24 protein-coding genes and 2 pseudogenes are annotated in these 25519 nt (G+C 72.7%); 18 read left to right on the forward strand and 8 right to left on the reverse strand.

Features of this window, described 5'->3' with window-relative positions; translation table 11 throughout:
• Positions 1–26 precede the first annotated feature (26 nt).
• The 3 genes from AB0I51_RS31570 to AB0I51_RS31580 are packed head-to-tail and all read left to right on the forward strand — an operon-like array spanning position 27 to position 3511.
• Entirely contained in the window at positions 27–239 is a 213-nt protein-coding gene (locus AB0I51_RS31570) for a hypothetical protein (RefSeq protein ID WP_362981004.1), read from the forward strand.
• Positions 236–979 (forward strand): ABC transporter ATP-binding protein, encoded by a 744-nt coding sequence (locus AB0I51_RS31575; RefSeq protein ID WP_362981006.1) that lies wholly within the window; start codon positions 236–238, stop codon positions 977–979. Before AB0I51_RS31570 ends, AB0I51_RS31575 begins: the two co-directional genes overlap by 4 nt.
• 3 nt (positions 980–982) lie before the next feature.
• Complete coding sequence (locus AB0I51_RS31580) at positions 983–3511, forward strand: ABC transporter permease (RefSeq protein ID WP_362981008.1); 2529 nt, start codon at positions 983–985, stop codon at positions 3509–3511.
• Positions 3512–3521: 10 nt separating this feature from the next.
• Here the strand turns inward: AB0I51_RS31580 and AB0I51_RS31585 are convergent.
• Positions 3522–3845 (reverse strand): annotated as a pseudogene (locus tag AB0I51_RS31585) (ATP-binding cassette domain-containing protein); the annotation flags it as partial.
• 90 nt (positions 3846–3935) lie between these two features.
• Here AB0I51_RS31585 and AB0I51_RS31590 point away from each other — a divergent pair.
• The 3 genes from AB0I51_RS31590 (at position 3936) to AB0I51_RS31600 (ending at position 6610) form a co-directional block, all read left to right on the forward strand.
• Positions 3936–4505 (forward strand): sigma-70 family RNA polymerase sigma factor, encoded by a 570-nt coding sequence (locus AB0I51_RS31590; RefSeq protein WP_362981010.1) that lies wholly within the window; start codon positions 3936–3938, stop codon positions 4503–4505.
• A complete protein-coding gene (locus tag AB0I51_RS31595) occupies positions 4502–5119 on the forward strand; it encodes a hypothetical protein (protein ID WP_362981012.1) in 618 nt (205 codons plus the stop codon). The genes AB0I51_RS31590 and AB0I51_RS31595 overlap by 4 nt, the downstream gene beginning before the upstream one ends.
• 255 nt (positions 5120–5374) lie before the next feature.
• Positions 5375–6610: a serine hydrolase domain-containing protein gene (locus AB0I51_RS31600; RefSeq protein WP_362981014.1), complete on the forward strand. Its 1236-nt coding sequence runs from the start codon at positions 5375–5377 to the stop codon at positions 6608–6610.
• Here the strand turns inward: AB0I51_RS31600 and AB0I51_RS31605 are convergent.
• Positions 6607–7236 (reverse strand): cupin domain-containing protein, encoded by a 630-nt coding sequence (locus AB0I51_RS31605; RefSeq protein WP_362981016.1) that lies wholly within the window; start codon positions 7234–7236, stop codon positions 6607–6609. The two genes, AB0I51_RS31600 and AB0I51_RS31605, sit on opposite strands and share 4 nt — an antisense overlap.
• A gap of 42 nt (positions 7237–7278) precedes the next feature.
• Here AB0I51_RS31605 and AB0I51_RS31610 point away from each other — a divergent pair, with 42 nt between their 5' ends.
• Positions 7279–7689: a hypothetical protein gene (locus AB0I51_RS31610; protein WP_362981018.1), complete on the forward strand. Its 411-nt coding sequence runs from the start codon at positions 7279–7281 to the stop codon at positions 7687–7689.
• On the opposite strand, the gene AB0I51_RS31615 is transcribed toward AB0I51_RS31610, so the two are convergent.
• Positions 7679–8725: an endonuclease/exonuclease/phosphatase family protein gene (locus AB0I51_RS31615; RefSeq protein WP_362981020.1), complete on the reverse strand. Its 1047-nt coding sequence runs from the start codon at positions 8723–8725 to the stop codon at positions 7679–7681. The genes AB0I51_RS31610 and AB0I51_RS31615 overlap by 11 nt on opposite strands.
• Before the next feature lie 87 nt (positions 8726–8812).
• On the opposite strand from AB0I51_RS31615, the gene AB0I51_RS31620 reads away from it, so the two are divergent.
• From AB0I51_RS31620 to AB0I51_RS31635, 4 genes are all read left to right on the forward strand, one after another.
• The gene (locus AB0I51_RS31620; protein WP_362981023.1) at positions 8813–9496 is read left to right on the forward strand and encodes a response regulator transcription factor; all 684 of its coding nucleotides are present in this window, start codon (positions 8813–8815) and stop codon (positions 9494–9496) included.
• A complete protein-coding gene (locus AB0I51_RS31625; protein WP_362981025.1) occupies positions 9489–10616 on the forward strand; it encodes a HAMP domain-containing sensor histidine kinase in 1128 nt (375 codons plus the stop codon). The genes AB0I51_RS31620 and AB0I51_RS31625 overlap by 8 nt, the downstream gene beginning before the upstream one ends.
• 98 nt (positions 10617–10714) lie before the next feature.
• Positions 10715–10930 (forward strand): hypothetical protein, encoded by a 216-nt coding sequence (locus AB0I51_RS31630; RefSeq protein ID WP_362981027.1) that lies wholly within the window; start codon positions 10715–10717, stop codon positions 10928–10930.
• Positions 10931–11317: 387 nt separating this feature from the next.
• On the forward strand, positions 11318–11548 hold the full coding sequence (locus AB0I51_RS31635) for an acetyl-CoA synthetase (protein WP_362981029.1): 231 nt from the start codon (positions 11318–11320) through the stop codon (positions 11546–11548).
• Between the two features lie 40 nt (positions 11549–11588).
• Here AB0I51_RS31635 and AB0I51_RS31640 read toward each other — a convergent pair whose 3' ends face one another.
• The gene (locus AB0I51_RS31640; protein WP_362981031.1) at positions 11589–14237 is read right to left on the reverse strand and encodes a glycosyl hydrolase; all 2649 of its coding nucleotides are present in this window, start codon (positions 14235–14237) and stop codon (positions 11589–11591) included.
• 144 nt (positions 14238–14381) lie between these two features.
• Positions 14382–15590 (reverse strand): MFS transporter, encoded by a 1209-nt coding sequence (locus AB0I51_RS31645; protein WP_362981033.1) that lies wholly within the window; start codon positions 15588–15590, stop codon positions 14382–14384.
• A gap of 116 nt (positions 15591–15706) precedes the next feature.
• Between AB0I51_RS31645 and AB0I51_RS31650 the strand changes: the two genes are divergently transcribed.
• From AB0I51_RS31650 to AB0I51_RS31665, 4 genes are all read left to right on the forward strand, one after another.
• Entirely contained in the window at positions 15707–16816 is a 1110-nt protein-coding gene (locus AB0I51_RS31650; protein WP_362981035.1) for a sensor histidine kinase, read from the forward strand.
• A complete protein-coding gene (locus tag AB0I51_RS31655) occupies positions 16813–17472 on the forward strand; it encodes a response regulator transcription factor (protein ID WP_362981037.1) in 660 nt (219 codons plus the stop codon). Before AB0I51_RS31650 ends, AB0I51_RS31655 begins: the two co-directional genes overlap by 4 nt.
• 113 nt (positions 17473–17585) lie before the next feature.
• Positions 17586–18149, forward strand: a complete 564-nt coding sequence (locus tag AB0I51_RS31660; RefSeq protein ID WP_362981039.1) for a GPP34 family phosphoprotein — start codon at positions 17586–17588, stop codon at positions 18147–18149.
• Between the two features lie 41 nt (positions 18150–18190).
• Positions 18191–19744, forward strand: a complete 1554-nt coding sequence (locus tag AB0I51_RS31665) for a carboxylesterase family protein (protein WP_362981041.1) — start codon at positions 18191–18193, stop codon at positions 19742–19744.
• Between the two features lie 14 nt (positions 19745–19758).
• Here the strand turns inward: AB0I51_RS31665 and AB0I51_RS31670 are convergent, their stop codons facing one another.
• Both AB0I51_RS31670 and AB0I51_RS31675 read right to left on the reverse strand, forming a co-directional pair.
• Positions 19759–21411, reverse strand: coding sequence for a transglycosylase domain-containing protein (locus AB0I51_RS31670; protein ID WP_362981043.1), 1653 nt, complete (start codon positions 21409–21411; stop codon positions 19759–19761).
• Entirely contained in the window at positions 21405–22517 is a 1113-nt protein-coding gene (locus AB0I51_RS31675; RefSeq protein WP_362981045.1) for a sigma factor-like helix-turn-helix DNA-binding protein, read from the reverse strand. Before AB0I51_RS31675 ends, AB0I51_RS31670 begins: the two co-directional genes overlap by 7 nt.
• Positions 22518–22638: 121 nt before the next feature.
• Between AB0I51_RS31675 and AB0I51_RS31680 the strand changes: the two genes are divergently transcribed.
• Together AB0I51_RS31680 and AB0I51_RS31685 are read left to right on the forward strand one after the other, a co-directional pair.
• Positions 22639–23169 carry a SigE family RNA polymerase sigma factor gene (locus AB0I51_RS31680; RefSeq protein WP_362981047.1) on the forward strand — a complete coding sequence of 177 codons (531 nt, stop codon included), beginning with the start codon at positions 22639–22641 and terminating at the stop codon, positions 23167–23169.
• Entirely contained in the window at positions 23159–23893 is a 735-nt protein-coding gene (locus AB0I51_RS31685) for a hypothetical protein (RefSeq protein WP_362981049.1), read from the forward strand. The genes AB0I51_RS31680 and AB0I51_RS31685 overlap by 11 nt, the downstream gene beginning before the upstream one ends.
• A 134-nt stretch (positions 23894–24027) precedes the next feature.
• Here AB0I51_RS31685 and AB0I51_RS31690 read toward each other — a convergent pair whose 3' ends face one another.
• Positions 24028–24741, reverse strand: coding sequence for an alpha/beta hydrolase (locus tag AB0I51_RS31690; RefSeq protein WP_362981051.1), 714 nt, complete (start codon positions 24739–24741; stop codon positions 24028–24030).
• A gap of 106 nt (positions 24742–24847) precedes the next feature.
• On the opposite strand from AB0I51_RS31690, the pseudogene AB0I51_RS31695 reads away from it, so the two are divergent.
• Positions 24848–25453, forward strand: a pseudogene (locus tag AB0I51_RS31695) (acyltransferase family protein); the annotation flags it as partial.
• Positions 25454–25519: the final 66 nt, after the last annotated feature.

Here is a 25519-nt window from a genome sequence, read left to right on the forward strand (position 1 = left end):
CGTACGAGACGCCGGGAGCAGCCCCGATGCAGAACACGACGACCCCCGATCCCGCCGACCGGATCGGCCCCGGCGACATCGCCCGTGCCCTGCTCTGGATCGTGGTGGTGGCCAGCGCGCTCGCCAACATGGCGGCCTCCTTCGGCGGCGCGGACACCTGGGTGCACCTGGTGTGCGGCGCGGTGACCGTGCTGTGCGCGGGCGCCCTCGTCGTACGGAACCTGCGGGGCCGTCGATGAACACCACCCGCACCGCTGTGGACGCCCCCGCCATCGCGCTGGAGGGCGTCAGCAAGTCCTACCCCGGGGGCGTACGGGCCCTGGACGACGTGTCGTTGACCGTGGAGCGTGGCACCTTCCTCGCCGTGATGGGACCCTCGGGCTCCGGCAAGAGCACGCTGATGCACTGTGCCGCCGGGCTCGACTCGCCGACGTCGGGCAGTGTCCGTATCGACGGCCACGAGATCGCCGGGCTGAACGAGACCCGGCGCACCCGACTCCGGCGGGAGCGCGTCGGGTTCGTGTTCCAGGCCTACAACCTGATCCCCTCCCTCTCGATCGAGGACAACATCACGCTGCCGCTGCGGCTGGCGGGACGCACCGCCGACCGGGACTGGCTGCGCACGCTGGTGGAGCGGGTCGGGCTGGCCGACCGGCTGCGCCACCGCCCGGCCGAACTCTCCGGCGGACAGCAGCAACGGGCGGCCGTGGTACGGGCGTTGGTGGCACGACCCGCCGTCGTGTTCGCCGACGAACCGACCGGCGCGCTCGACCTGCGCAGCGCCCACGAGGTCCTCGACCTGCTGCGCGACCTCGTGAACGACCTGCGCCAGACGGTCGTGATGGTCACCCACGACCCGGCCGCCGCCGCCCGCGCGCACCACGTGCTGGTGATGGCGGACGGCCGGGTCGTCGAGGCCCTCAAGGCGCCGACCGCCCCCGAACTGGCAAGCCGCCTCGTCGAGTTGGGAAGGGCCTGAACCATGTTCCGTCTCGCGCTGCAGATGGTCGGCCACCGGGTCACCGCGCTGATCGCCGTGGCCTGCGCGGTCCTGGGTGGTGCGGCGCTGCTCACCGCCACCGGTGTCCTGGCCGAGTCCGGCCTCCGCTCCCACCTGCCCGCGGGCAGGCTCGCAGGAGCGTCCGTCGTGGTCGCCGCCGACCAGGAGTTTCATCCGCCCGGAGACCTTCCGCTCGCACTCCCGGAACGGCGCCGGGTGCCCGCCGGACTGGCCTCCGAACTGGGCGAGTTGCCGGGCGTCACGACGGCGGTCGGTGACCTGAGCTTCCCCGCCGCCCTCCTCGACGCCCACGGGCGGGTCGTAGCGGCGAAGGACCCGCAGGCGGCGGGGCACGGCTGGTCCTCGACCGGGCTGCTGACCGGTGCGCCGCACATCACCGGCAGCGCGCCGACCGCCTCCGACCGGATCGCCGTGGACAGCGCCACCGCCGCGGCGGCGGGCATCGGGCCGGGCGACACGGTCCAGGTCGTCGTCAACGCCCGCCCGGCCAGGGGCTATCGGGTCTCGGCGGTGGTGGACGCGCCGGGCGCGGGCCTCTACTTCGCCGACAAGTCGGCCGTAGGACTGTGCGGTTGCTCCGGCCGGGCCGACCTGGTGGGACTGCGCACCGCACCCGGTGCCGAGGAGCGGGTCGCGGCCGAGGTACGTACGAAGCTGAAGGGCACCGGACTGCTGACCGTCACCGGGGCCGGGCGGGGCGACACGGCGGAGCCCGGGGCCGGGGCGTCCCGCTCGCTGCTGGTGCTGCTGGCCGGTTCGCTGTCCGGGATCGTGGTGCTGATCACCGGGTTCGTGATGGCGAGCGCGCTGGCCGTGTCGATCGGCGGGCAGCGTCGTGACCTGGCGCTGATGCGGGCCGTGGGGGCGAGCCCGAAGCAGATCCGGCGGCTGGCCGCCGCGCAGTCCACCGTCGTCGCGGCTGGTGCCGTGGCACCTGGTGTGGGACTTGGCTATCTGCTCGCCGGACAGTTCCGCCGACTGCTCGCCGACCGGGGGGTCGTGCCGCCCGAACTTCCGCTCACTTACAGCCCGTTGCCCGCTCTCACGGCGATCGTCCTGCTGCTCCTGGCGGTGCAGGTGTCCGCCCGCTGCTCGGCCTGGCGCACCTCGCGGATGCCGGCCACCGAGGCGGTCGCCGAGTCCCGCAGTGAGCCGCGCGAGCCTTCGCGGACCCGGACGCGGATCGGTCTGACCGTCATCGCCGTGGCGCTCGTCATGTCGGCGCTGCCGCTGCTCTCCCGGACGGTCATCGGTGCCACGGCCACCTCGATCTCCGGGATCGTGGGGGCCATCGGCCTGGCCATGGCGGGCCCGGCGCTGGTGCGGGGCATCGGCGGTGCGGCGGCCCGTGCGACGCGGCACCGCGGCTCGGCGCCGACCTGGCTGGCGATGGCCAACCTGCGCGCCTACGCCCTGCGCAACGCGGGCATCGTCTCCACGCTGGCCATGGCGGTCGTGTTCGTGCTGACGTACACCTTCACCCAGACCACCGTGCTGGCCGCCACCGCGCACGACACCGGCGCCGGAACACTGGCCCAACTACGGCTCGGGGCACCGGCGTTGGGAGGCCTGCCCGACGACACGCCCGCCGCAGTACGGAGGACGGCCGGGGTGCGGGCCGCCGCGCCGGTCTCCACGACGACCGTGGTGTGGGAGTACGAGCAGTTCGGCGACAAGGTGAGCGAGTCCGGCTCAGCGACGATCCTCACCCCTGACGCGGCGGGCGTCCTCGACCTCGACGTACGCGACGGCGGCCTCGACCGGCTCACCGGCGCGACCGTCGCGGTGAGCAGCGATGTCGCCCGCACCCGCTCCGCGACGGTGGGCCGTACGGTGAGCCTGGTCCTCGGCGATGGCACCCGCGCCGAGGCGAAGGTCGTCGCCGTGTACGGGCGGGGCCTGGGCTTCGGCACGGTGGTGCTCTCCCACGACCTCGCCGCCGGACACACCACGACGGCACTCGACCAGTCCCTCCTGATCCGCACCGACGGCACGGCCGCGGCCCGGCAGCACCTGACCGCCCTCGCGGCCGACCGCCCGGGCCTGGTCCTCGCGCCCGCCAAGTCCCCTTCCACCGGCGGCCTCAAGGACGCCCCGCCCGAGGTGTGGATCAACCTCGCCACCATCGTGGTCCTGCTCGTGTACCTCCTGCTGAGCATCGCCAACAAGCTGGTCGCCGCCACCGCGCAGCGCCGGGTCGAGCTCGGTGCCCTCCGCCTCAACGGCACCACCCCACGGCAGATCCGCGCGATGATGCGCCGCGAGGCCGCGGTCACCGCCGCCACCGCGCTCACCACCGCCCTGCTGCTCTCCGCGGTCCCCCTGGCCCTCCTCGGCCAGGGCTTCCTGGGCCGCCCCTGGCCGGCCGGCCCGGTCTGGCTGCTGCCCGCGCTCGCCCTCACGGTCACGGCGACGGCCTTCCTCACCATCGAACTCCCCACCCGCCAAGCCCTGCGGACCCCGCCGGCCGATGCGATCCGCGCTCAGTGAGGCACTCCTCTCATGTGGGACCGATCGCCGCGAAGAAGCGTTCCAGGCGTGGTTCCCCGGAGTTGTCGAAGACGGTCTCGGGCGGCCCCTGGACGAGGACGCGGCCCTGGTCCATGAAGACCACCCAGTCCGCGACCTCGCGGGCGAAGCGCATCTCGTGGGTGACGACGACCATCGTCGTTCCGTCGGCGGCGAGTCCGCCCATCACCGACAGGACCTCGCCGACGAGTTCGGGGTCCAGGGACGAGGTCGGTTCGTCGAAGAGCAGCACGCTGGGGTCCATCGCCAACGCGCGGGCGATGGCGACGCGTTGCTGCTGGCCGCCGGACAACTGGTGCGGCGGCCCGAGTTCCGTGCGGGGGAATGATCCCGTCCGGCGCTGAAAGGAACCGGCCGGAGCCGGACAGGACAGGTCGTGGAATCCATGACGGAACAGGAGACGCGCCGGATGCGGCGGGCGCGTTTCGATGGGCTGGCCCGGGTGGTGGTGGAACCGCTGCACCGGTATCTGCTGCGGCGGACGGGCGTCGAGACGGCCGAGGACGTCCTCTCGGAGACGCTGCTGGTGCTGTGGCGCCGCCTCGACGACGTCCCCGGCCTGGGCGACGACCGCACGCCGGACCCCGATGACGTACTGCCCTGGTGCTACGGGGTGGCTCGGGGTTGCCTCGCGAACGCCCGCCGGGCCGACGGTCGCAGGCTCCGTCTGGTGGAGCGGCTGGTCAGGACCCAGCAGCGGGCCCCGGAGGAGGCCGCCGAGCACAGCGAGCTGCACGCCGCGCTCGACTCCCTCGGGGCGGCGGACCGTGAGGTGGTGCGGCTGTGGGCGTGGGAGGGGCTGGCGCCGCGGCAGATCGCGGAGGCGACCGGGTCGACGCCCAACGCGGTGAGCATCCGGCTGCACCGGGCGAAGGCGAGACTCGCCGCCCAGCTGGGGCGAAAGAATGGCCGACGGCCCGGACACAAGAGCGACGAAGGAAGGAGCGGTCAGTGAACGACGACGAGTTGCTGGCCCGGCTGAAGGCCGCGGACCCGGCACTGACCCGTAGTGCTCCGCCGCCCGACACCGATCGCCTTGTGGAGGCCACGTTGAACACCGTCACAGCCACAGCTCCTGTCAACTCGGGCGTGCCCGCGGGACGGTCCCGCCGGCACCTCCTCGGACTCGCGGCGGCCGTCGGCCTCCTCGTGCTCGGCGGCGGCATCGGGGTCGGGGTCATGGCGAACGACGGCGGCGGCAGCACGGCCAAAAACGCGCCCGGCAGCGGCAGTTCGGCCGCCGGGGCCCTGAGGCTCACCGCCGCGGGCGGCTCCGCGAAGTGCGTGGCGCCCACGCCCGACACCCTGCGCAAGTACCCGACGCTCTTCATCGGAACGGTCACGTCCATCAAGGGCACCGTGGTCACCTTCCGCGTCGACCACTGGCTGAAGGGCGGCACCGCCCGCACGGTCGTCCTCGACAGCGACACCAGCCGCCCGGAGGCGCTCACCTTCATCAACGGCGACCGCTACGTCGTGGCCGCCAAGGACGGCGTCGTCCCCGTGTGCGGCGCGAACGGCGTCACGGCGGACGAGATCGCCGAGTTCCGCCAGGCGTACGGGAAGTGACCCGCGGCCCCGGTCAGGATCGCGGCGAGCGGGTCGTCGCGCAGTCGTTGCACCGGGCATCTGCTGCGCCTTGAGGGCGGGGCCGGGGAGGGGCGGGGTGCGGGCCCGCCGTCGGCGGGGCGGGTGCCTTCGGTGTGATGAACGTCCGTCCGATCGAGTGGACTCGCGGGGGACGCGCACCGCAGGCGGACCCTCCGCCGGAGTCCGGATGGTGGCGTGGTCACCTCAACCCCCGACCGGAAGAAGCGCCCCGGCATGCGACGTACTCCCTCCCGACGCCTGCTGGCAGCCGCGCTGCTGGCGGCGTCCGCACTGATCCCGACGGCGGCGGCATCCGCCGTGACCACGGCAACCCACACCCCGGCGGTCCACCTCATGGGCGCCGACCGGGACGACTGTCCGGCGGGCCCGGCCGGTGGCCTCGGCCGTACGACGACCGCCCGGCTGGACAAGGCCGTCGCCGACGTCCGCCGCCAGGCCGGCATCCCCGGTGTCGTCGTCGGGCTGTGGATGCCGGGCAAGGGCTGCTATGTCCGCGCGACCGGCGTCGCCGACACCGTCACCCACCGTCCGATGACCACCGACCTGTACGCGCGCATCGGCAGCGAGACCAAGACCTTCACGGTCACCGCGCTGCTCAGGCTCGTCGACGAGGGGCGGATCCGGCTGGACGACCCGATCTCGCGCTACGTCCGCGGGGTACCCGACGGCCGGCACATCACGCTGCGCCAGCTCGCCGAGATGCGCAGCGGACTGTTCCCCTACACCGCCGACCCCGGCTTCGTGCACGACCTGCTGAGCGACACCAGCCGCTCGTTCACCCCGCGCGAGGTGCTCGCGTACGGCTTCAAGCACGACAACACGTTCGCGCCGGGCAAGCAGTTCGAGTACTCCAACACCAATCTGGTGCTGCTCGGCCTGGTGATCGAGAAGGTCAGCGGTCAGCGCACCGCCGACTTCATCGACCGGCGGGTGCTGCGCCCGGCCCGCCTCGGCCACACGCTGTTCCCCGACGGCCCCGAGGTCCCCGACCCGCACGCGCGCGGCTACACCGACCAGACGCTGAGCGGCGCGGTCGCGGACGCCACGGACTGGAACCCCAGCTGGGCCTGGACGGCCGGGGCGATGATCTCCGACCTGCGTGATCTGCGCAGCTGGGCCAGGACCGTCGCCACCGGCACCCTCCTCAGCCCGGAGACCCAGCGGCAGCGGCTCAGGATGCTGCCGACCGGCTTCCCCGGCCTCAGCTACGGCCTGGGCATCTTCGAGAGCGGCGGCTGGATCGGCCACAACGGCTCCATCCCGGGCTACGAGACCGTGACCGTCTACCTCCCGTCGCAGAAGGCCACCCTGGTCGTGATCCTCAACACCGACATCACCTACGGCGGCCAGGAACCGTCCTCGCTCGTCGCCCGCGCGGTCACCGAGATCGTCACTCCGGACAACGTCTACGACCGCCCGGTCCCGTCGAACGAGCAGTCCCTCCGCTAGCGGTCCCCCTGGACGGAGGCGGCACAGGGACGAGGAAGCCCCCTTTCCCGTCCCTGTGCCGTCTTCACCGCACCGGCCTGTTCGGCCGGCCCGCCGAGGTCCGCTTCCTCGGGCAGGATCTCCATGCCGATGTCCGGGCGGCCGGGCAGCGGGCCCAGCGCGAGGCCGCGCTCCGGCGGCCAGAACTCGGGCTTCGTACCGGGTACGGGGTCGTCGCCGCCCTCCAGCCACAGTCCCTCGCCCCCGCCGGGGGTGAAGAAGGACACCATGTGGGCCTGCTCGCCGGTGCGGTTGCGGAACCGGTGCCGGGTGCCCCTCGGGACGAAGACGAAGTCACCGGGATGGGCGACGAAGGTCTGGTCGCCGTTCAGGAACTCCAGCGAATCCGAGATGAGGTAGAAGGATTCGTCGGCGCTCTTGTGCACGTGGGCTATCGGTCCGCCGCCCGGGGGCGCCCAGCAGACCGTGAATCCGAGTGCGCCGCCGGTGGAGTCGGCCGGCGCCAGGGTCTCGTAGACATCGCCGGACATCCACTTGACCACCCCCTTGTCGGCGGGGACGTGCAGGACGCGTGGACGGTAGTGGTCCGCCGTCTCCGCGCCGTCGTTCGGCAGTGCGGTTGTCATGTCGTGTCCTCGCAGGGCGCCGGAGACGACGAACCGGTGCCCATGGCCGACCGTCCCCAGGTCCAGGAGTTCCTGGGGACACGGGAGCTGGACACCAAGCTCCGGCTCTACGCGGCGTACGTACGCGGAATCCACGAACGGGTCGCCGCCCTGTTCGCCCTGCTGACCCAGGCCGGCCCGGACGTCGGCGAGGTCCTGGACACCGCCGAGCAGGAACGCCTCACCGGCGTCACCATGTTCGTCACCCACCTCGACGAAACCGGCTGCCTGGCCCCGGACGCGGATCCGGCCCACCTCGTGGACATCGTCTGGGCCCTGGCCGGCCCCCAGCTGTTCACCCAACTGACAGCGGGACGCGGCTGGTCCACCGCCACCTACGAGCGATGGCTGACGGACACGCTCACCGCGACGCTGGTTCCCCGCCCATCGGGGAGGGGAGGATTCACCAGCTGATCCCGGCCGCCACCGGCAGATGATCGCTGCCCGTGGCCGGCAGCACCCACGACCTCGTGGGCCGTACGCCCCGCACCAGGATCTGGTCGATCCGTGCCACCGGGAAACTCGCCGGCCAGCTGAAGCCGAAGCCGTCCCCGGCCGCGTCCTGGGCCGAGCGCAGTTGTGAGGTCAGGCCGGTGAACTCGCGGTCGTCCATGGTGCCGTTGAGGTCGCCGAGCAGCACCACCCGCCGGTCCGGCTCGACGGCGAGGGCCTTGGCGAGCGCCTTCGCGCCACGGTCCCGGTCGTCCGTGCTGAAGCCGCTGCTGGGCAGCACGCGTACGGATCCCAGATGGGCCACGTACACCGCGATCGGCCCCCGGTCCGTGGTCACCGTGGTGCGCAGCGCCCGGTTCTCGGCCGCCCTGGCACCGGCCGGCAGGCGGTCCGCCAGCGGCCCGACGTCCATCGCGGTGTCGACCGCCCGGGTGTCCGACAACGGCAGCCTGCTCCACACCCCGACCGTGCCCAGCACCGCGTGGTACGGGTACGCCGTCGCCAACTCCTTCTCGTACGTGCCACTCGCCCGCGCGGTCAGTTCCTCCAGCGCCAGGACGTCCGCGCCGGAGGCGGCCAGGTCGCGGGCGGTGCCGGCCGGATCGGGGTTGTCGGCGCTCACGTTGTGGCTGACCACGGTGAGGTCGCCGGCCCCGTCGGACTTGTCGCCGAGCAGTCCGCCGAAGAGGTTCAGCCACACCGCGACGGGCAGCACCAGCGCGACCGTCGCGGCGGCGGAGCGGCGCCAGAGCGCGCGGGCCAGCAGCACCGGCACGAACAGACCGAACCACGGCAGGAAGGTCTCCACCAGGCTGCCGAGCCCCCCGACCCGGTCCGGGATCCACGAGTGCAGCAGCAGGAGCAGCCCGAGGGACAGCGCGAGCACGGTCGACACCGGGGCTCGCTTCCAGGGCCCCGGCCGGGTGGCGGCCCCCGTAGCAGAGCCGGTGTCGGCGTCCGCAGTCGTACCGGTGTCGGTGACGGTGGCTCGATTCATACGGCCACTCAAAGCCACCCCGTGTTGCCGCCGCGTATGAGCTTTTCGATACGTCACCGATACGTGCCGGCTCGTAGCCTCGACGGCATGCGTGTGCTGATCGTCGAGGACGAGCCCTATCTGGCCGAAGCCGTCCGTGACGGCCTGCGCCTGGAGGCGATCGCGGCCGACATCGCGGGCGACGGCGACACCGCCCTGGAGCTGCTGGACATCAACGCCTACGACATCGCCGTCCTCGACCGTGACATCCCCGGCCCCTCCGGTGACGAGGTCGCCCGCCGTATCGTCGCCTCGGGCAGCGGCGTCCCGATCCTCATGCTCACCGCCGCCGACCGCATCGACGACAAGGCGTCCGGCTTCGAACTCGGCGCCGACGACTACCTCACGAAACCCTTCGAGCTCCGCGAACTCGTGCTCAGGCTCAGAGCCCTCGACCGCAGACGCGGCCACAACAGGCCGCCCGTGTGGGAGCTCGCGGGTCTGCGCCTGGACCCCTTCCGCCGGGAGGTCTTCCGCGAGGGACGCCATGTCGCGCTCACCCGCAAGCAGTTCGCCGTGCTGGAGGTCCTCGTCGCCGCCCAGGGCGGAGTCGTCAGCGCCGAGGACCTGCTGGAACGGGCCTGGGACGAGAACGCCAACCCCTTCACCAACGCCGTCCGCATCACCGTCTCGGCACTGCGCAAACGGCTCGGCGAACCCTGGCTGATCGCCACGGTCCCGGGCGTCGGCTACCGCATCGACACAGCAACCGACGGAGGCCCCCATGGATAGGCCCCCCGTTCCGCCGGACAGGCCGCCCGGTCCGAGCGTCCGCGTCAAACTCACCCTCAGCTACGCCGGGTTCCTCATGGTCGCCGGTGTGCTGCTGCTCGCCGCCGTGTGGGTGTTCCTGAACCGGGTGCCGCATGTCGGGCTCCTCCTCATGCCCGGCTACCAGTACGCCGTCGCGCGCGCCTTCGCCCCGATCGCGGCCGTCTCGATGGTGTGCCTGCTGGTGTTCGGGCTCGTCGGGGGCTGGTTCCTCGCCGGCCGGATGCTCGCCCCGCTGACCCGCATCACCGGCGCCACCCGGCTGGCCGCGACCGGATCACTCTCGCACCGGATCCAACTGCCGGGCCGCAAGGACGAGTTCCGCGAACTGGCGGACTCCTTCGACACGATGCTCGCGCGGCTCGAAGCGCATGTCGCCGGTCAGCGGAGGTTCGCGGCCAACGCCTCGCACGAGCTGCGCACCCCGCTGGCCATCTCGAAGACACTCCTCGACGTGGCCCGCACCGACCCGGCCTGCGACACCGGCGAGGTCATCGACCGCCTCCACGCCGTCAACACCCGGGCGATCGACCTCATCGAGGCCCTGCTGCTGCTCAGCCGGGCCGACCAGCGGTCCTTCACCCCAGAGCAGGTCGACCTGTCGCTCCTGGCGGAGGAGGCCACCGAGACGCTGCTGCCGCTCGCGGAGAAGCACGGCGTCACCGTCGAGACCGGCGGCGACATCGCCCCGGCCACCGGTTCGTCGGCGCTGCTGCTGCAGCTGACCACGAACCTCCTGCACAACGCGATCGTCCACAACCTGCCCGCGCAGGGCACCGTGCGGGTGACCACCGAGGTCCGCCCGAGGACGGTGGCGCTCACCGTCGAGAACACCGGCGAGAGACTCGCCCCGCAACTGGTCCCGACGCTCACCGAACCGTTCCAGCGCGGCACCGAGCGCGTCCACACCGACCAGGCGGGCGTCGGCCTCGGCCTGGCCATTGTCAAGACCATCACCGACGCGCACGACGGCACCCTCACCCTCACCCCCCGCCCCACCGGCGGGCTCCGCATCACGGTGGAACTCCCCACGCCGGACCCCCGGTCGTACGAACGGCATCCCGCCGTCGGCCGGATCTGAAGTCGGCGTCCGCGACGGCCAGTTGGGCGGGCACCGTCCGCACCTCCGCCACCAAGGGCGCGTACGTCTCCTTCACCGCGAACGGCACCCAGCTGCGCATGGTGGCGACGAAGAAGTCCGCCGGAGGCCGCTTCGCGGTCGTGGTGGACGGCAAGACGGTCGGCACGGTCGACACCTACGCCGCGAAGACCGCCCACCGCCAAGTGGTGTTCACCTGCACCCTCGGCACCACGGTCAAGTCCCACAAGGTGCGCTGCGAGTCCTCGCCGGCAACACCTCCACCCGCCCCACCGTCACCCTGGACGCCGCACTGACCACTCTCTGACCCGCCCGGAACGGTCCGCGCCGGGGCATGCTGGTGGTCCTGTACGCGCGGGCCGGGAGGTGCCGGGATGAGGTGGTGGGCCGGGGGATGCGTGGTCGCCATGGTGGTTGCCCTGGCGGGGTGCCACGGTTCGGGGAGCGGCGGTTCGGCGGGGGCGTCGGCCAGTGCGCCGACGCACCCACCGGGGTCGTCGTCGGCGACGCCTTCCGCGAGTTCGGGCGGGGGCAGCCCGTCGGCGTCGGCCACCGGGTCCCCCGGTGCGCCGGGCAGCTGTGCCGCCGGGCACGCGGAGGTCGTCGTAGGTCCCGGTGACGCGGTTGCGCGGCGGCTCTGTGTGCGGCCCGGGACCGTGGTGTCGCTCGTGCTGAGGCCGCGCGTGGACGACAGGCGGTGGACGGCCGTGCGGAGTTCCGCGCCGGTGTTCGTCCTGGTGTCCGGCTGGCGGGTGGACCCGGACGGTACGGCCCGTGCCTCGCTGCGCTGTGCGGGGACCCGGTCCGGCGCGGCCGAGGTCACCGCGTCGGCGAAGGCGCCGGACGTGGCGGGCGCGGCGCGGACCGCCTTCACGCTGCACGTGAGTGTGGTGCCGTACACGACGCAGGGGTGACCCCGGTGGTCCGGGGTCACCCCTGTCGGCCGTCTCCGGGTCAGTGGAGGTCGTGCACGCCGATCGTGTAGATGCCGCGGCCGTGCGTGGCCGCGTACAGCGTCCGGCCGTCCGGGCCCAGCTTCAGCTGGAGTACGGCGACCGCCGGGAGGTTCCCGACGCGCTTCCAGGTCGTACGGCCCGGAGCGCGGTAGACGACGCCGAGGTCGGTGGCGACGGCGAGGCCGCCGTTGGCTGTGACGACCGCCGAGTTGGTCGGCACGTCGGGGAGGTTCTTCGAGATGTCCTTCCAGATGGTGCCGCCGTCGGTGGACTCGAAGACGTGGCCGACGCCGGCGCCGGGGCCCTCGGTCCAGTGCCGGGAGAAGCCGTTGACGGCGAGGTAGACGTGGTCGGCGTTCTTCGGGTCGACGGCGAAGCCCGCGAGGTAGCGGTTGGGTACGGTGCCGTCCGCGCCCGTGCTCGGCAGGGTGATGTCGTGCCAGCCGGTGCCGTCCGCGTTGCCGACGGAGATGCCGCGGGCGAAGCCCTGGTTGTTGCAGGGGCCGCACCAGGCCGCGTACACCTTGCCGCCCGAGGCCGCGACGGCGGTCGCGGTGCGCCCGGCGCCGAGGTCGTAGACGCTCTTCCACTCCGAACCGCTGCGGATGGCGTAGCCGTTGGTCTGGACCCAGATGTGACGGCCGCCGGCGATCCAGGTCGAGCTGTTCTTCATGTCGGCCGTGATCGGGGCGATGAAGCGGGCCTCACCGGTGGCGTTGTCGGCGGGGGCCACGTTGTACGACGTGATCTTGCCCGGGTCGGTGACCCAACTGCCGTCGTTGACAGCGCAGTTCTGGGTCACCTGGATGGCGAGGTAGACGTATTCCTCGGCGAGGTTGCAGCCGTTGGCCGGGTCGGTGAGCGTGTCGCCGCCGTCGCCGCCGAAGTTGGAGCCCATGACCTTGTCGTTGCTGCGCAGGATCGACTGGCCGTTGTCCTGGAGGCCGCCGGTGACGGAGACGCCGCCGTAGGCCAGGTCCTTGCCGACGCCCACCGAGTAGTACTGGAGGGTGTCGATGGTGCCGTCGTTGAGCGAGGTCCAGTCGGTGGCGTGCCCGGAGGCGTCCTGGGAGCCGTTCAGCGGGCGCTTGTAGACGCCGCCGTCGTTGCCGACGTAGACGAAGCTCTTGCCGTGGTAGCTGCCGATCGCCACACCGTGCTGGTCGGGGTGGGTGGTCTGGTTGCAGTCGCCGGTCTGCTTGGTGGGGTCGATGCTCCAGCAGGAGAAGCCGAAGTTCCAGTACGGGCCGACGGCAGACCAGGTGGCGCCGCCGTCCTTGGACTCGTGGACCTCCTCCAGGCCCGCGTACACGTGCTTCGGGTCGTTCGGGTCGACGGTCAGGAACTGGTTGTACCAGGACTGCACGCCCGGCATATAGCCGCTGGAGGTCAGCGCCGAGCCGTCGGCGGCCAGCTGCGTATAGTCGGCGACCTTCGTCCAGGGACCGAACGGCGAACCGGCACTGTAGATGCCCTCAAGGCCGCTGTCGGGGTTGGCGGCCATCTGCGCGGGCGACTCGTCGATGGCGTAGTAGCGCGAGCCGTCGGCGGAACGGGCGAAGGTGACCGTGCCGACATCGGCGGCGTCGGTCGGCAGATCACCGAAGCCGGTGCTGATCCGCGTCCAGGTGCCGTTCACCTTGGTGTAGAAGCCGTTGTGGTCGTCACCGCTGCGCCAGCCGACCGCGAGGACCACCTTGGAGGGGTTCTTCGGGTCGATCGCGATGTCGTTGGCGATGTTCTTGTACGCGGCCGAGGCGTCGTTCGCGAGCGAACCGCCCGGCAGATAGTCGGGGTTGGGCGCGAACTCCAGCTTCCAGGCGCCCTTGAGGGTCTTGGTGGAGTGGCTCCACACGCCCTCGCTGGTCGCCGCCCACACCTTGCCGCCGCCGAAGCGCAACTGGCGGATGGTGGTGGACTCCAGCTCGTCGCCGCCGACCCGGCTGCGCGTGGAGAAGGTGCCGTGGTGGGGGTTGGACAGGACGTAGACACCGCTGCCGAGGTAGGCGTCGGCGTTGGTGTTCGCCTCGCCGGTGCCCAGCCACAGCCGTCCGGCGCCGTCCAGCGCGAGCGCGCCGGTGGACTGGGCGGGCAGCCTGTCGCTGATGGGCTGCCAGTGGCCGCCCCCGGACCGGGACCGCCACACTCCGCCGCCCGCGCTGCCCGCGTACACGTATCCGTCGTTGTCGGCGGCCATGGCGGCCATCCGGCCGGTCACATTGCCCGAGCCGCCGCTGGAGTTGGAGTCGTAGTCGCGGTAGCGCGGGTCGTCGGAGTTGTACGGCAGGTTCGTGATGTTGCGCCAACTGCCGCCGGTACTGGGCAGGTTGGTCAGACTCGTCCAGGCGGCGCCGTAGGCGCCCGGTGCGACGATGCCGGGTGAGGTGCGGGCCTCGGCGTACTGGTCCGCGCCCTCGGCTATCTCGTCGGCCTCGTTGCCGTCGTCACCGCCGTCGTCGGCCTTGGCCTTGGGGCTGACCGCCCCCACCGACTGCCCGCGTTCGGCGGCCAGTCGAGCCAGTGCGCGGACCCCGAAGGGGGTGCCGCCCGAGCCGGGCGCGGCGCCGGCGGGTATCGCCACGAGTGCGGCGGATGCTGTGATGGCACAGATTGTGAACCAACGTCTCTTGCGGGTCGGTTGTGACACCAGGTCCTCCCGAGCGGGCACGGATACAGCCGTCGGGGACGACCCGACCACCGGGAGTCGGAGGAGTCCGGCATTTGGGCCGCTCTTGACCAGAACCTGTCACTAACGATGGCTGGAAGGCGACCGGTTCGTCGGAGCTCCGGGTCAGCGGGCGGCGGTCCGCGCGCGGGCGACGGTCGGCAGCACACCCGCGAGGACCAGTCCGACGGCGCCGGAGACCAGCAGCGGTAGGTGGCCGTCCGCGCCCCAGGCGAGCCCCGCCCACACGCCCGCGACCAGGACGGCGGCGCCGGTGGCGCCCTGGTAGAGGCCCTGCGCGCTGCCCTGCTGGTGGTCGGCGACGAGCGTGGAGATCCAGGCCTTGCCGACGCCGTCGGTGCAGGCCGCGAAACCTCCGTAGAGCGGCAGTACGACGAACACCGCCCAGGGGCTGTGGATCAGGCCGAGGCCGAGGTAGCCGACCGCGAAGAAGAACAGGCCGGTGGCGAAGACCAGCGGGCGGGGGAGCCGGTCGGACAGCGCTCCCGCGGGGTAGGACAGGGCGGCGTAGACGAGGTTGTAGACCGCGTAGGCGCCCACCACCCCGGCCGTCGACAGGCCCAGGTCGTGGGCGCGCAACAGCAGCAGCGCGTCGGGGAAGTTGACGAGGTTGAAGACGAGCAGCACACCGAGGACCCGCCAGTACGGGCGCGGCAGGGACCGCCAGGGGGTACGGGCGGTGCGCGCGGCGGAACTGCCCGCCTGTGCGGTGCGGGGGTCGCGGACGGCGGCGACCAGCGCGACCGAGGCGACCGCCGGGATCACGGCGATCCAGAACAGCGGGCGCAGCCGGTGGTCGAGCGCCTCGTACAGGACCAGCCCGACGAGCGGGCCGACCACCGCGCCGGCGGTGTCGGCGGCCCGGTGCAGCCCGAACACCTTGCCGCGCTGTCCGTGCGGCACGCCCTCCACGAGCAGGGCGTCGCGCGGTGCCCCGCGCATGCCCTTGCCGAGCCGGTCGGTGACCCTGGCGACGAGGACCAGCGGCCAGGCGGTCGCCAGCGCGATGAGCAGCTTGCCGACCGCGGCCAGGCCGTACCCCGCACCGATCAGCGGACGCCGGGCGAACCGGTCGGCCAGACGCCCGGCGGCCACCTTGGTGAGCGAGGCGGCCCCCTCGGCCGCACCCTCGATCGCGCCGACCACGGCGGGCGGGGCACCCAGCACCACGGTCAGGAAGATCGGCAGGATCGGGTAGAGGAGTTCGCTGGCCGCGTCCTGGAGGAAGGACACCCCGCACAGCACCTTCACGTTGCGGGTCAGCCACGTGGGGCGCTCGGTACCGGAGAGGAGTTCGGTGCCTGGCTCGGTCACCCGTGCAGTATCCACGTCCACGGTAAATGGTCGAGAGCCGCGGTGATCTCGGCCGACTCGAGGACCGCGGGCCCGGCGACCCGGGGGACGGCCCGGTCGCTGGATAGGCTCGGGACGTGGAGCTGCGGGCGTTGTGGTGGGGGTCGGCCGGGCTGGTGCTCGCCGTGCCCGGTACCTCGGTGCTGGTCGCGGGTGCCGGGGACGGCCCGCGACTGGTCGTGACCGTGGCCCTCGTCCTCGTGCAGGTCCTCGCCCTGAGGTGGCAGGTGCGCGCCCCGGTCGCCGTACTGGCCGTGAACGCGGCGGCCGGGCTCGCGGTGTGGGCGCTGCTGCCCGCGGTGTCCCTGACGGGGGCGCTGCTCGCGGCGCAGGTCACGCTGTGCGTGCTGGCGGCCACCGCACCGCGCCGGACCTCGCTGTGGGCGCTCGCCGCGATGTGTCTGCCGGCTCCACTGGCCTTCGGGGCGGGCGGTGGCCCCACGGGGGTGACGGTCTATCTGCTGGCGGTGGTCCTCGCGTGGACCGCCGGACAGTGGCGGCGGGCGCAGCGGGCCCGGACGGAGGCGGAGCTGCGCCGGGCCGTGGTCGAGGAACGGGCGCGGATCGCGCGCGAGGTGCACGATCTGGTCGCACACACCCTGTCCGTCATGGTCATTCAGGCGGGCGCCGCCGACGACGTGTTCGCCCGGCGGCCCGACCAGGCCCGGCAGGCGCTGCGGGCCATCGAGACCGGCGCCCGCTCGGCGCTCGGTGAACTGCGGCTGCTGCTGAGGGCGTTCGGGCCCGAGGACAGGGGGAACGACTCGGCCGGGGAGCAGCGGAGGCCGGGACCCTCGCTCGCGCGCCTCGACGAACTCGCCGACACCGTGCGCGCGACCGGCATGACAGTGCGCGTCCACCGCGAGGGCGTCCTCGACGGCCTGCCGGCCACCGTGGACCTGGCGGCGTACCGGATCGTCCAGGAGGCCCTCACCAACACGCTGCGCCACGCGGTCGACGCCGACGAGGTGAACGTGCGGGTGACGGCCGACGGGGAGTGCGTGGAGGTCACCGTGGTCGACAACGGCCGTACACCACAGGGGAGTTCGTCCTCTGCGGGCGCGGGGCGCGGGCTCGTGGGGATGCGGGAGCGGGTACGGCTGGTGGGCGGCGGTCTGCGTGCCGGTCCGCAGGCCGGCGGAGGGTTCGAGGTGGCGGCGCGACTGCCGGTGGAGGGCGGGTCATGACCTTGCGTGTGGTGGTGGCCGACGACCAGGCCCTGGTCCGCACCGGATTCCGGATGATCATCGACGCCCGGGAGGACCTGGAGGTGGTCGGCGAGGCCCCGGACGGCCGGGAGGCGGTGCGGCTGACCCGGGAACTGGTACCCGACGTGGTGCTGATGGACGTACGCATGCCTGTGCTGGACGGCATCGAGGCCACCCGGCGGATCGTGGCGGACGGCAGCCGCGCCCGGGTGCTGGTGCTGACCACCTGGGACGTGGACGCGCATGTGGTCGCCGCCCTGCGGGCCGGGGCGAGCGGGTTCCTGCTGAAGGACATGCGCCCCGGCGAACTCGTCGACGCGATCCGTGTCACCGCGCGCGGCGATGCGCTGCTGGCGCCGGCCGTGCTGGGCCGGGTGCTCGACCGGTTCCTGAGCACCGCGCCCGACCAGGCACCGCCTCCCTCGCTGCGGGATCTCTCCGGCCGCGAGCGGGAGGTGCTCACCCTGATCGGGCAGGCCCTGTCGAACGCGGAGATCGCCGAGCGGCTGCGCCTGTCGGAGGCCACCGTCAAGAACCATGTCACCGCGGTGCTGCGCAAACTTGGCCTGCGCGACCGCGTCCACGCCGTCGTCGCCGCCTACGACCACGGCCTCGTCCGGCCGCGCCGCCCCTGACCGCCTGCCTCCTCCTCAGGGAGGACACCGGGCCGCGGTCCTCCCGCGCTCCCAGTGCCGGTCCGTTCCCGCGGCCGATCCGGGGGCGGGGCGCGCGGCCCTAGCGTCGAAGGGTGGACGACGACCTGGCCTGCCTCATGTATCTGCTCGCCTACGACGACTCGGTCGAGGGCCCCTACGACCGTTCCCGCACCCGGCTGCTGGTGCGGGCCGCCACCCTGGTCGACCTCGCGTCGCGCGGCCGGCCGGGGGAGGACGGCGGGCACAGCTGGAAGCGGCTCGTGCGTCGCCGGCGCAGGCGGACCCTGACGGAGGTGGAGGACCGGCTCGTCGCGGCGGGCGTGCTCACCGTGCGGGCACCCCGCACCCCGTTCGGCACCCGGCGGGCGACCGTCACGGACCGCGCGACGCTCACCGCGGTCCGCGCCCGGGTGTCCGAGGCGCTGCACGGGGACGGCCCGGTGAGCGGGATTCCCGTGGCCGATGCCGCGCTGCTCGCGCTGGCCGCCGCGGGCGGCATCCCCTCGGTCGTGTCACGCCGGGACCGCAGGACGTACCGGGCCCGTATCGACGCCTGCACGGACTCGCTCGCCGCCCTCGCGCCGGGCCTGGAGAAAGCCGTACGCACGCTGCCGACGACCATGATCGCCGGGCAGGGCGGCATGGGCGGCGGCTGACAGCCGACAACCGACAACCTGCCGACGGGGAGAAGACGACCATGCGCACACACCGCCTCCTGACCGCATTGGGCTGTGCCCTGACCGCCGTACTCGCGACGGCCTGGTCCGGGCCTCCGCCCACCGCCACCGCCACCGAGGTACGCGTCCACGACGGCGTGGTGCGGGGCGCGGCCCACGACGGCTACCGCACCTTCGAGGGCATCCCCTACGCGGCGGCCCCGGTCGGCCGCCTGCGCTGGGTACCGCCCCGCCCCGCCGCCCCCTGGTCCGGGGTGCGCGACGCGACCCGGCCCGCGAGCGCCTGCCCGCAGCCGGCCGGTGAGGTGCCCGGCGGCAGTACGGACGAGGACTGCCTCCACCTGAACGTCACGACACCGGACGACGCGGGACCGGCCCGCCCCCGGCCGGTGATCGTATGGCTGCACGGCGGCGGCTTCACCACCGGAGCGGGCGGCTCCTACGACGCCCACCGCATGGCGACCCGGGGCGATGTCGTGGTCGTCACCGTCAACTACCGCCTCGGTGCCCTGGGTTTCCTCGCCCACGCGGGGCTGCCCGGCTCCGGCACCTTCGGACTGGCCGACCAGCAGGCCGCGTTGCGCTGGGTGCGTGCCGAGATCGGGGCGTTCGGCGGCGACGCGCACAACATGACGCTGGCCGGTGAGTCGGCGGGCGGCTACAGCGTCTGCGCCCAGCTCGCCTCACCCGCCGCCGAGGGCCTCTTCGACCGGGCGATCATCGAGAGCGGCCCGTGCGCAGGCAGCCCCGACCGCCCGTTCGCACCGTCCTCCGTCCCCCTGTCCACGGCACGCGCCACGGGCGCGGACCTCGCGGCCGAGGTCGGCTGCGGCTCGGCGCGCGACCCGCTGTCCTGCCTGCGGCGCGTGTCCGTCCCGCGCCTGCTCGCGGCCCAGGCCACCGATCAACAGCCCGCCTACGCGACCCCGTTGCTGCCCGCCGACCCCGGGGCGGCGATCACGGCCGGCCGTTTCCACCACGTCCCCGTCCTGATCGGGAACAACCACGACGAGGGCAACGGCTGGGCCGCCGGCATCATCCGGGCCGGCAACCCCGTCACCCCCGGCACCTGGCCCGACGTCGTGTCCGCCTTCTTCCCCTCCCCGGGGCAGGCGGAGGCGATCGTCCACGAGTACCCGGTGCAACAGGGGGATGGCGGCCCGGTGTTCGGCGCCGTCATCGGTGACGCGAACTTCGCCTGCCCGACGGCACGCACCGACGCGGCCCTGCGCACCGCCCAAGTAACCACCTGGCGCTACGAGTTCGCCGACGAGCACGCTCCGCCGCTCACCTCCGGCACACCGCCGTTCCCGCTCGGCGCACCGCACGCGAGCGAGCTGCCCTACCTGTTCGACCTCGGTGGCCGCCCCCGCGACCTCACCGCCGCACAGCACCGGCTGGCCGACACCATGATCGACTACTGGGCCCGCTTCGCCGGCATGGCCGACCCGAACGGCCCCGCGTCCCCCAACTGGCCCCGGCACACGGTGCTTTCCCTGGCACCGGACGGCATCGCTCCCACGCGCACTACGGAACTCCGCCACCACTGCGCGTTCTGGAACACCCACGGGTGACTGCGGCGGTCCGGTCAGCCCGTTCCCGTCGTGGCCAAGCGCCAGATCTGCGCCGTCGTTTCCGTCGCGCTCTCCGTCGGTGGTGGGTCGTTCGGCAGTTGGGCCGGGGTGGTCGTGTTCTTCTTCTTGCCGGGGCGGTCGGCGAACAGGGCGCAGGTCAGCGCGAGTTGGGGGTCGAGGCGGGTGGACCACACGGTGCGGCGGGTGATTCCGCCGCCCGCGCCGGCCGTGAAGACGGTCTGCGGGGCGCGCCGGGCCGTGGGGACTGCGGGGAGGGCGTCGCCGTACGACTTGGACATCTGCGCGCTCACCATGTACGCCTCCTTCTCGTCCAGCGCGCGCCGGGTGTCGGGGCGTGCGGTGTACACCGCCCGGCCGTCCCGGGTGATCTTCGTGACCGTGTACGGGGCCGCGTACATCCCGTTCGCCGCCACGGTCGCGTATGCCGAGGCCAGCTTGAGCGGGGTGGGTGCCGCGGTCTTCGGCAGCGCGGTCAGCGGGGCGCCGAGCCGGACCATGCCGAAGGGATCCAGCGCCGTCCCCGCCTCCACGGCGCCGCCCACCGCGTCGTTGAACGGCTGCCGGGCGTAGTCCGACCCTCCGTACAGCAGCCGTACCGCCCCGTCGCCGGGCACGATCGCCACGACGGCGGTGTGCAGGGTGATGCCCTTGTCGCTCTTGATGTCCTTGACCGCCTCTGTGGTGGCGTCCTGGAGCGCCAGGTCGAAGGTGGTGTGCACGGTGTAGCCGCCGCGCGCCAACTGGTCCTCGGTGATGCCCAGCCGGTCGGCGGCCTCCTGCGCCGCCACGTCGATCATGTACTGCCGCTGCCCCTCGGTCGCGCCCGGCGGATAGAACCGGAACGCGGGGAACGCGGCCTGGGCGCGCTGCTTCGCCGTGATGCTGCCGCTCGCCGTCATCGCGTCGAGCACCCACTCCCAGCGGGCCCTGAGCGTCGAGGTCACCTCGGGGTCGGAGCCCGCCTTCTCGTAGTACGAGGGGATGTTGACGATCGCCGCCAGCGCGGCGCCCTGGGAGACGGTCAGGTTCCGGGTGTCCACGCCGAAGTAGTTGCGCGCGGCGGCCTCGATGCCGGCCGAACCCCGGCCGAAGTAAACGGTGTTGAGATAGCCCGCCAGGATCTCGTCCTTGGAGCGGGTGCGGTCGAGTTTGATCGCGATCAGTGCCTCGCGTGCCTTGCGGGACAGCGACTGCTCCGGGCTCAGCAGCGCGTTCTTGACGTACTGCTGGGTGATGGTGGAGCCGCCCTGCCGTTCGCCGCCGGTCAGCGAGGCCAGCACCGCGCGGGCGATCGCGCGCGGCGACACCCCGTCGTCCGTGCGGAAGGAGCGGTTCTCGGCCGCGATCACGGCGTCCTGGACATACCTCGGGACCTGCGACAGCGGCACCTCCTGGCGGTCGACGGGGCCACGCCGGCCCAGATAGGAGCCCTTGTCGTCGACGAAGACCGTGCTCTGGGTGACGGTCTCCGGGTGCGGGTCGGGGATGCCCGTCAGCCGGTACGCGACGACCGCGGCCGTGCACAGCGCCACGATCAGCAGGAGAAGGGCGATGATCAGCCGCCGCAGCAGCCGGCCCCGGGTACGGCGGAGCCGGAGGCGGAGCGGGATGCGCGGCCCGGAGGACCTGGCGGCGCGCTTCACCACTGGGCCCCGCCCCGTGCGACGACCTTGCCGGCCGCGTCGTACACCGTGACGGTCGGACCGCCGTCGCCGTAACTCGACTTCAGTTCCGCCAGGGACAGCGGTGCGCGCGTGTACCAGACGCCCCAGCCCGGGCTGCCCGCCAGCGTGAGAACCGTGCCGGTCATTCTGCTGCCGTCGACGGTGACCTCGACGCGCGCGGGGTCGGCGGACAGGCCGCGGTACAGGCCGGACAGGAAGTACGAGTTGTTCAGCCGGTCGGGCTGCACGGAGGCGGTCGGCCTCTCGCTCTCGGCACCGGCTTTCGAGCGGCTCGCGTAGCTGTCGCCGGTCAACCCGAGGAACTGGTTGGGCCGTTGCGGCGTCGACCAGTGCTTGCCGTCGCTCGTCAGCCAGACCTGCACCCCCGGCAGGGCATCCACCCGCTCGCCGGGCGCCACGACCCGTATCGGGCTCCGCGCCCCGTCGGCCGCCCCGGCGGCCGATCCGTCCGCGGTGCCGCCGCCCCTGATCCGGTCGGCGGCGAAGACACCCGCCGGGACGAGCAGCAGCGCGCAGAGCACGGCGACCACGGCCCTACGGCGGCGGCGCAGCGCCCGGCCCCGCTGCTCCACGGCATCGAGCGGAACACCGAACGGGACCGCCCCGGTGCCGACTCGGGCCGCCTCGGCGGTCTCCGCGACCTCCGCGAAGAGCCCCCGCAGCCGCCCCGCGTCACCCCCGCATACCGCCAGCCCCCGCCGGGCCCGGCTGCCCACCGCACCGGTCGACCAGCCGAGCAGCTGGGCGACCTCCGCCTCCCGCAGACCCTCCCGGTGCAGCAGCACGAGCACGGCCCGCTGCCGCGCGGACGTGTCCTTCAACACACCGTCGGGCAGGGACCGTCGGCGGCGCGCCCCGCGCAGGAACTCCTTCACCAGGGACCGTCGTACATAGAAGTCCACGTCGTCCCGAGGTATCCGGCGCCACCGCGCGCACACTCTCACCAGCGCTCTCCGCACCAGCTCGGCCGCCGCGCGGGGGTCGCCCGAGAGCAGGTGCGCGGTGGTGACCAGCCGGGGCAGATGTGCGTGCGCGTACGCGGTGAAGTCGTCGTGGAGGTCGGGCACTTCGGTGGTCCTCCGATACAACTGTGGGGGGAGTGGATCCTGAGACGCGTGTTCGTCGTCTTTCCTGTACGCACGGTGCGGCGGTCGGGTTGCACGGGAATTCCAAGACTCCGGTGAGGTCATGACCGAGGACGAGTTCGACGCCTTCTACGCCGCCGCGTTCCCCCGTCTGACCGGCCAGCTCGCGGCGTTCACGGGGGATCGCGAGGAGGCGCAGGACGTGGTCCAGGAGGCGTTCGTACGGGCCTGGGACCGGCGCGGGGACTTCCTCGCGGACGAGGCACCCGAGGCCTGGATACGCACGGTCGCCATGCGGCTGGCGGTCAGCCGCTGGCGCCGGGCCAGACGCTGGCTGGAGCTGGTGCGCCGCACCCCACCGCCCGTGTCCACGCCCGGACCCAGTCCCGATCACCCGGCACTTGTCGCCGCACTGCGCCAACTGCCCACGGCACAGCGGATGGTGATCGTCCTGCACCATCTGTGTGACGTGAGCGTCGAGCAGATAGCCTCCGAGACGGGTGCGCCCGTGGGGACGGTCAAGGCCAGGCTGTACCGGGGAAGGGCGGCACTGGCGAAGCAGCTGACCCTTGACGAGGCGGACGGGGCCGATGTGCCGGTTCGGAGTCGGAAGGAGAGCGGCCGTGTCGGATGAACTCTCCAACGGAGTCAACGGGTTCATGGACGACACCGACGAACTCTCGGTCGCGCTGCGCGAGTTCGCCGCGGAGGTGGAACAGGAAGCCCGTTCGGTCCTCACCGGCGCCCAGGTCCGCGGCCGTGCGGTGCGCCGGGCGCGCCGTCGGACGGCCGGCATGCTGGCCGCGGGTGCGGTCGCCCTCGCCCTGGTGGGCTTCGCGCTGACCCAGGACCTCACGGGGAAGGAGAACGGCCGTCAGCTGCCGGGTACCGCCGCGCCCGCCGCCCCGGCGCAGTCGCGGTCGGCGCGCCCGTCGCCTTCGGCCGCAGTGTCGACGCCCGCCTCCGCGGTGCCCGCCACCGGCACGCTCGACCTCGCCAAGCGTGCCCTGCTCGTCGGGGGCCGGGTCATGCCGCTGACCTCGGACTCCGCCAACAGCCCTACGTTCGTCGGGCCGTTGACCGTGTACGGGAAGCACGACACCAAGGTCCTGACCGTCACCGACTCCACCGCCGGAGTCGGCTTGTACACGGAGGTCACGCTCGCGGTCGAACTGCGTGACGCCGACAACAAGCCGGTCTACGTCGGCGTCACCCGCTCCTACAAGGGGAGGAGCCCCGGCAGGCAAGGCACCGACGTCACCGGCGCCTGGATCGGCCTGGAAGGCGCCGACGCCAAGTGGTTCTACAAGGACGTGAAGATCGGCGGCGTCCTCTCGATCACCGGCGGTTCAGCTTGAAGTCCCCGTCGTAGCCCATGAAGCGGGCCGACTCGGGCAGATCGTCGGCGCCGGTGGCGACGGTCGAGGGGCTGCCGGCAGGCAGCCGGAACGCCCCGGTCCGTGGAGACGGACCGGGGCGTTCGCCGTGTACGTCAGCCGGTCGCCTTGGCGGCGTCCTCGATGAGACCGGCGACGATCCTGGGGTGACTGAGCATCACGACGTGGGAGGAGCCGGGCACCTCGACGACCTTGCGGGCGTTCGCCCGGCTGTACATCCAGCGCTCGCAGGCCGGCGGGATCGCCTTGTCCTGACCGGCGACCAGACCCCACACCGGGATCGTCTTCCAGGCCGCGGCCGTCGTCGGGAAGGTGAAGGAATCGGCGTCGAACGGCCGTTGCGTGGCCTGGAGGACCTTGAAGTCGGAGGTGGAGATGTCGGCGGCGAAGGCGGCCTGCCCGTCCTTGCCCAGGTACAGGTCGATCCCGGTCGTACCGTCGGCCTTCGTGTACGGGACCGGGACGCTCACCGGTTCGACCTCGCTGCCCGGGAACTTGGTGATGAGCTCGCCCTGCGTCTCGCCGACCTCGGGCACGAACGCGGCGACGTAGACCAGCGCCTTGACGTTGCTCTTCCTGGCGGCGGCGTTCGTGATGACCGTCCCGCCCATGGAGTGCGCGACCAGCACGACCGGTCCGCTGATGGAGTCCAGCAGGCTCGCGATGTACGGGGCGTCGGTCGGAATGCCCCGCAGCGGGTTCGACCCGGAGATCGTGGTGCAGCCCTTGTGCTGCAGCTCCTTGATGGTGGCGTTCCAGCAGGAGGAATCGGCGTAACCGCCGTGCACGAGGACGATCGTGGGCTTCACCTTGGCCTTCTCCTCACCTGTACCGGCCGGGGCGCTCGCCGCGTCGGCCGTTCCTGCGACACCGCCGACCAGCGCGGCCGCTCCGGCCACAGCCGCTCCGGCGGCGTTCGGGGGCCTGCTGGGCGGGGTGCTGGCGCTCGTCCTGGTCGCTTTCGACGGCACGGTCCCCATGTGGGAGGGGCTGGTGATCCTCGCCGTCATGTTCCTCGGGAGCGCCGTCCACCGGGCCGAGAACGGTCGGAGCAGCCGGCGGTGCGTCGCGGGCACGGTCGCTGTGGTGGTCACCTGTGCCGTGGGGAGTGCGTTGTGGAACGGGGGCGGGCCGGGCGTGGCCCAGTTCACCCGGCGCGGCTGGGTTGTGGCCTTCCTCCTGGCTGTCCTCACCTTCGGCACCGGTCTGGCGTTGCGCCGCCGACGGGTTCCGCGTTGGCTGAGCTGGCTGGGAACGGTCAGTTACTCGGTCTATCTGGTGCATCCGGTGCTGCTGGCGGTGACCGACGGCACGGTCGGCCGGTTGCGGCAGGACAGTCCCGTGGCCGAACTGGCCTTCGTCGCCGTGCTGTTGCCGTTCTGCGCCCTGACGTACAGGTACGTCGAAGTACCGAGCCGGCGGTGGGGCCGAAGGCTGGCCCGCCGCGTGGAGCCGCCGCGACGCGCGTTCGCGCCGGCCGGACCGGAGCAGGGGCGGTCGTTCAGAGCACCGGTCCGGTGAATGTCCGGCCGGCCGTCGCGGCAGGCTCCCATGTGGACGACCATGAGGTGTGCGATTCGATTCAGT

Source organism: Streptomyces sp. NPDC050549 (assembly GCF_040655035.1).
GTDB lineage: Bacteria > Actinomycetota > Actinomycetes > Streptomycetales > Streptomycetaceae > Streptomyces.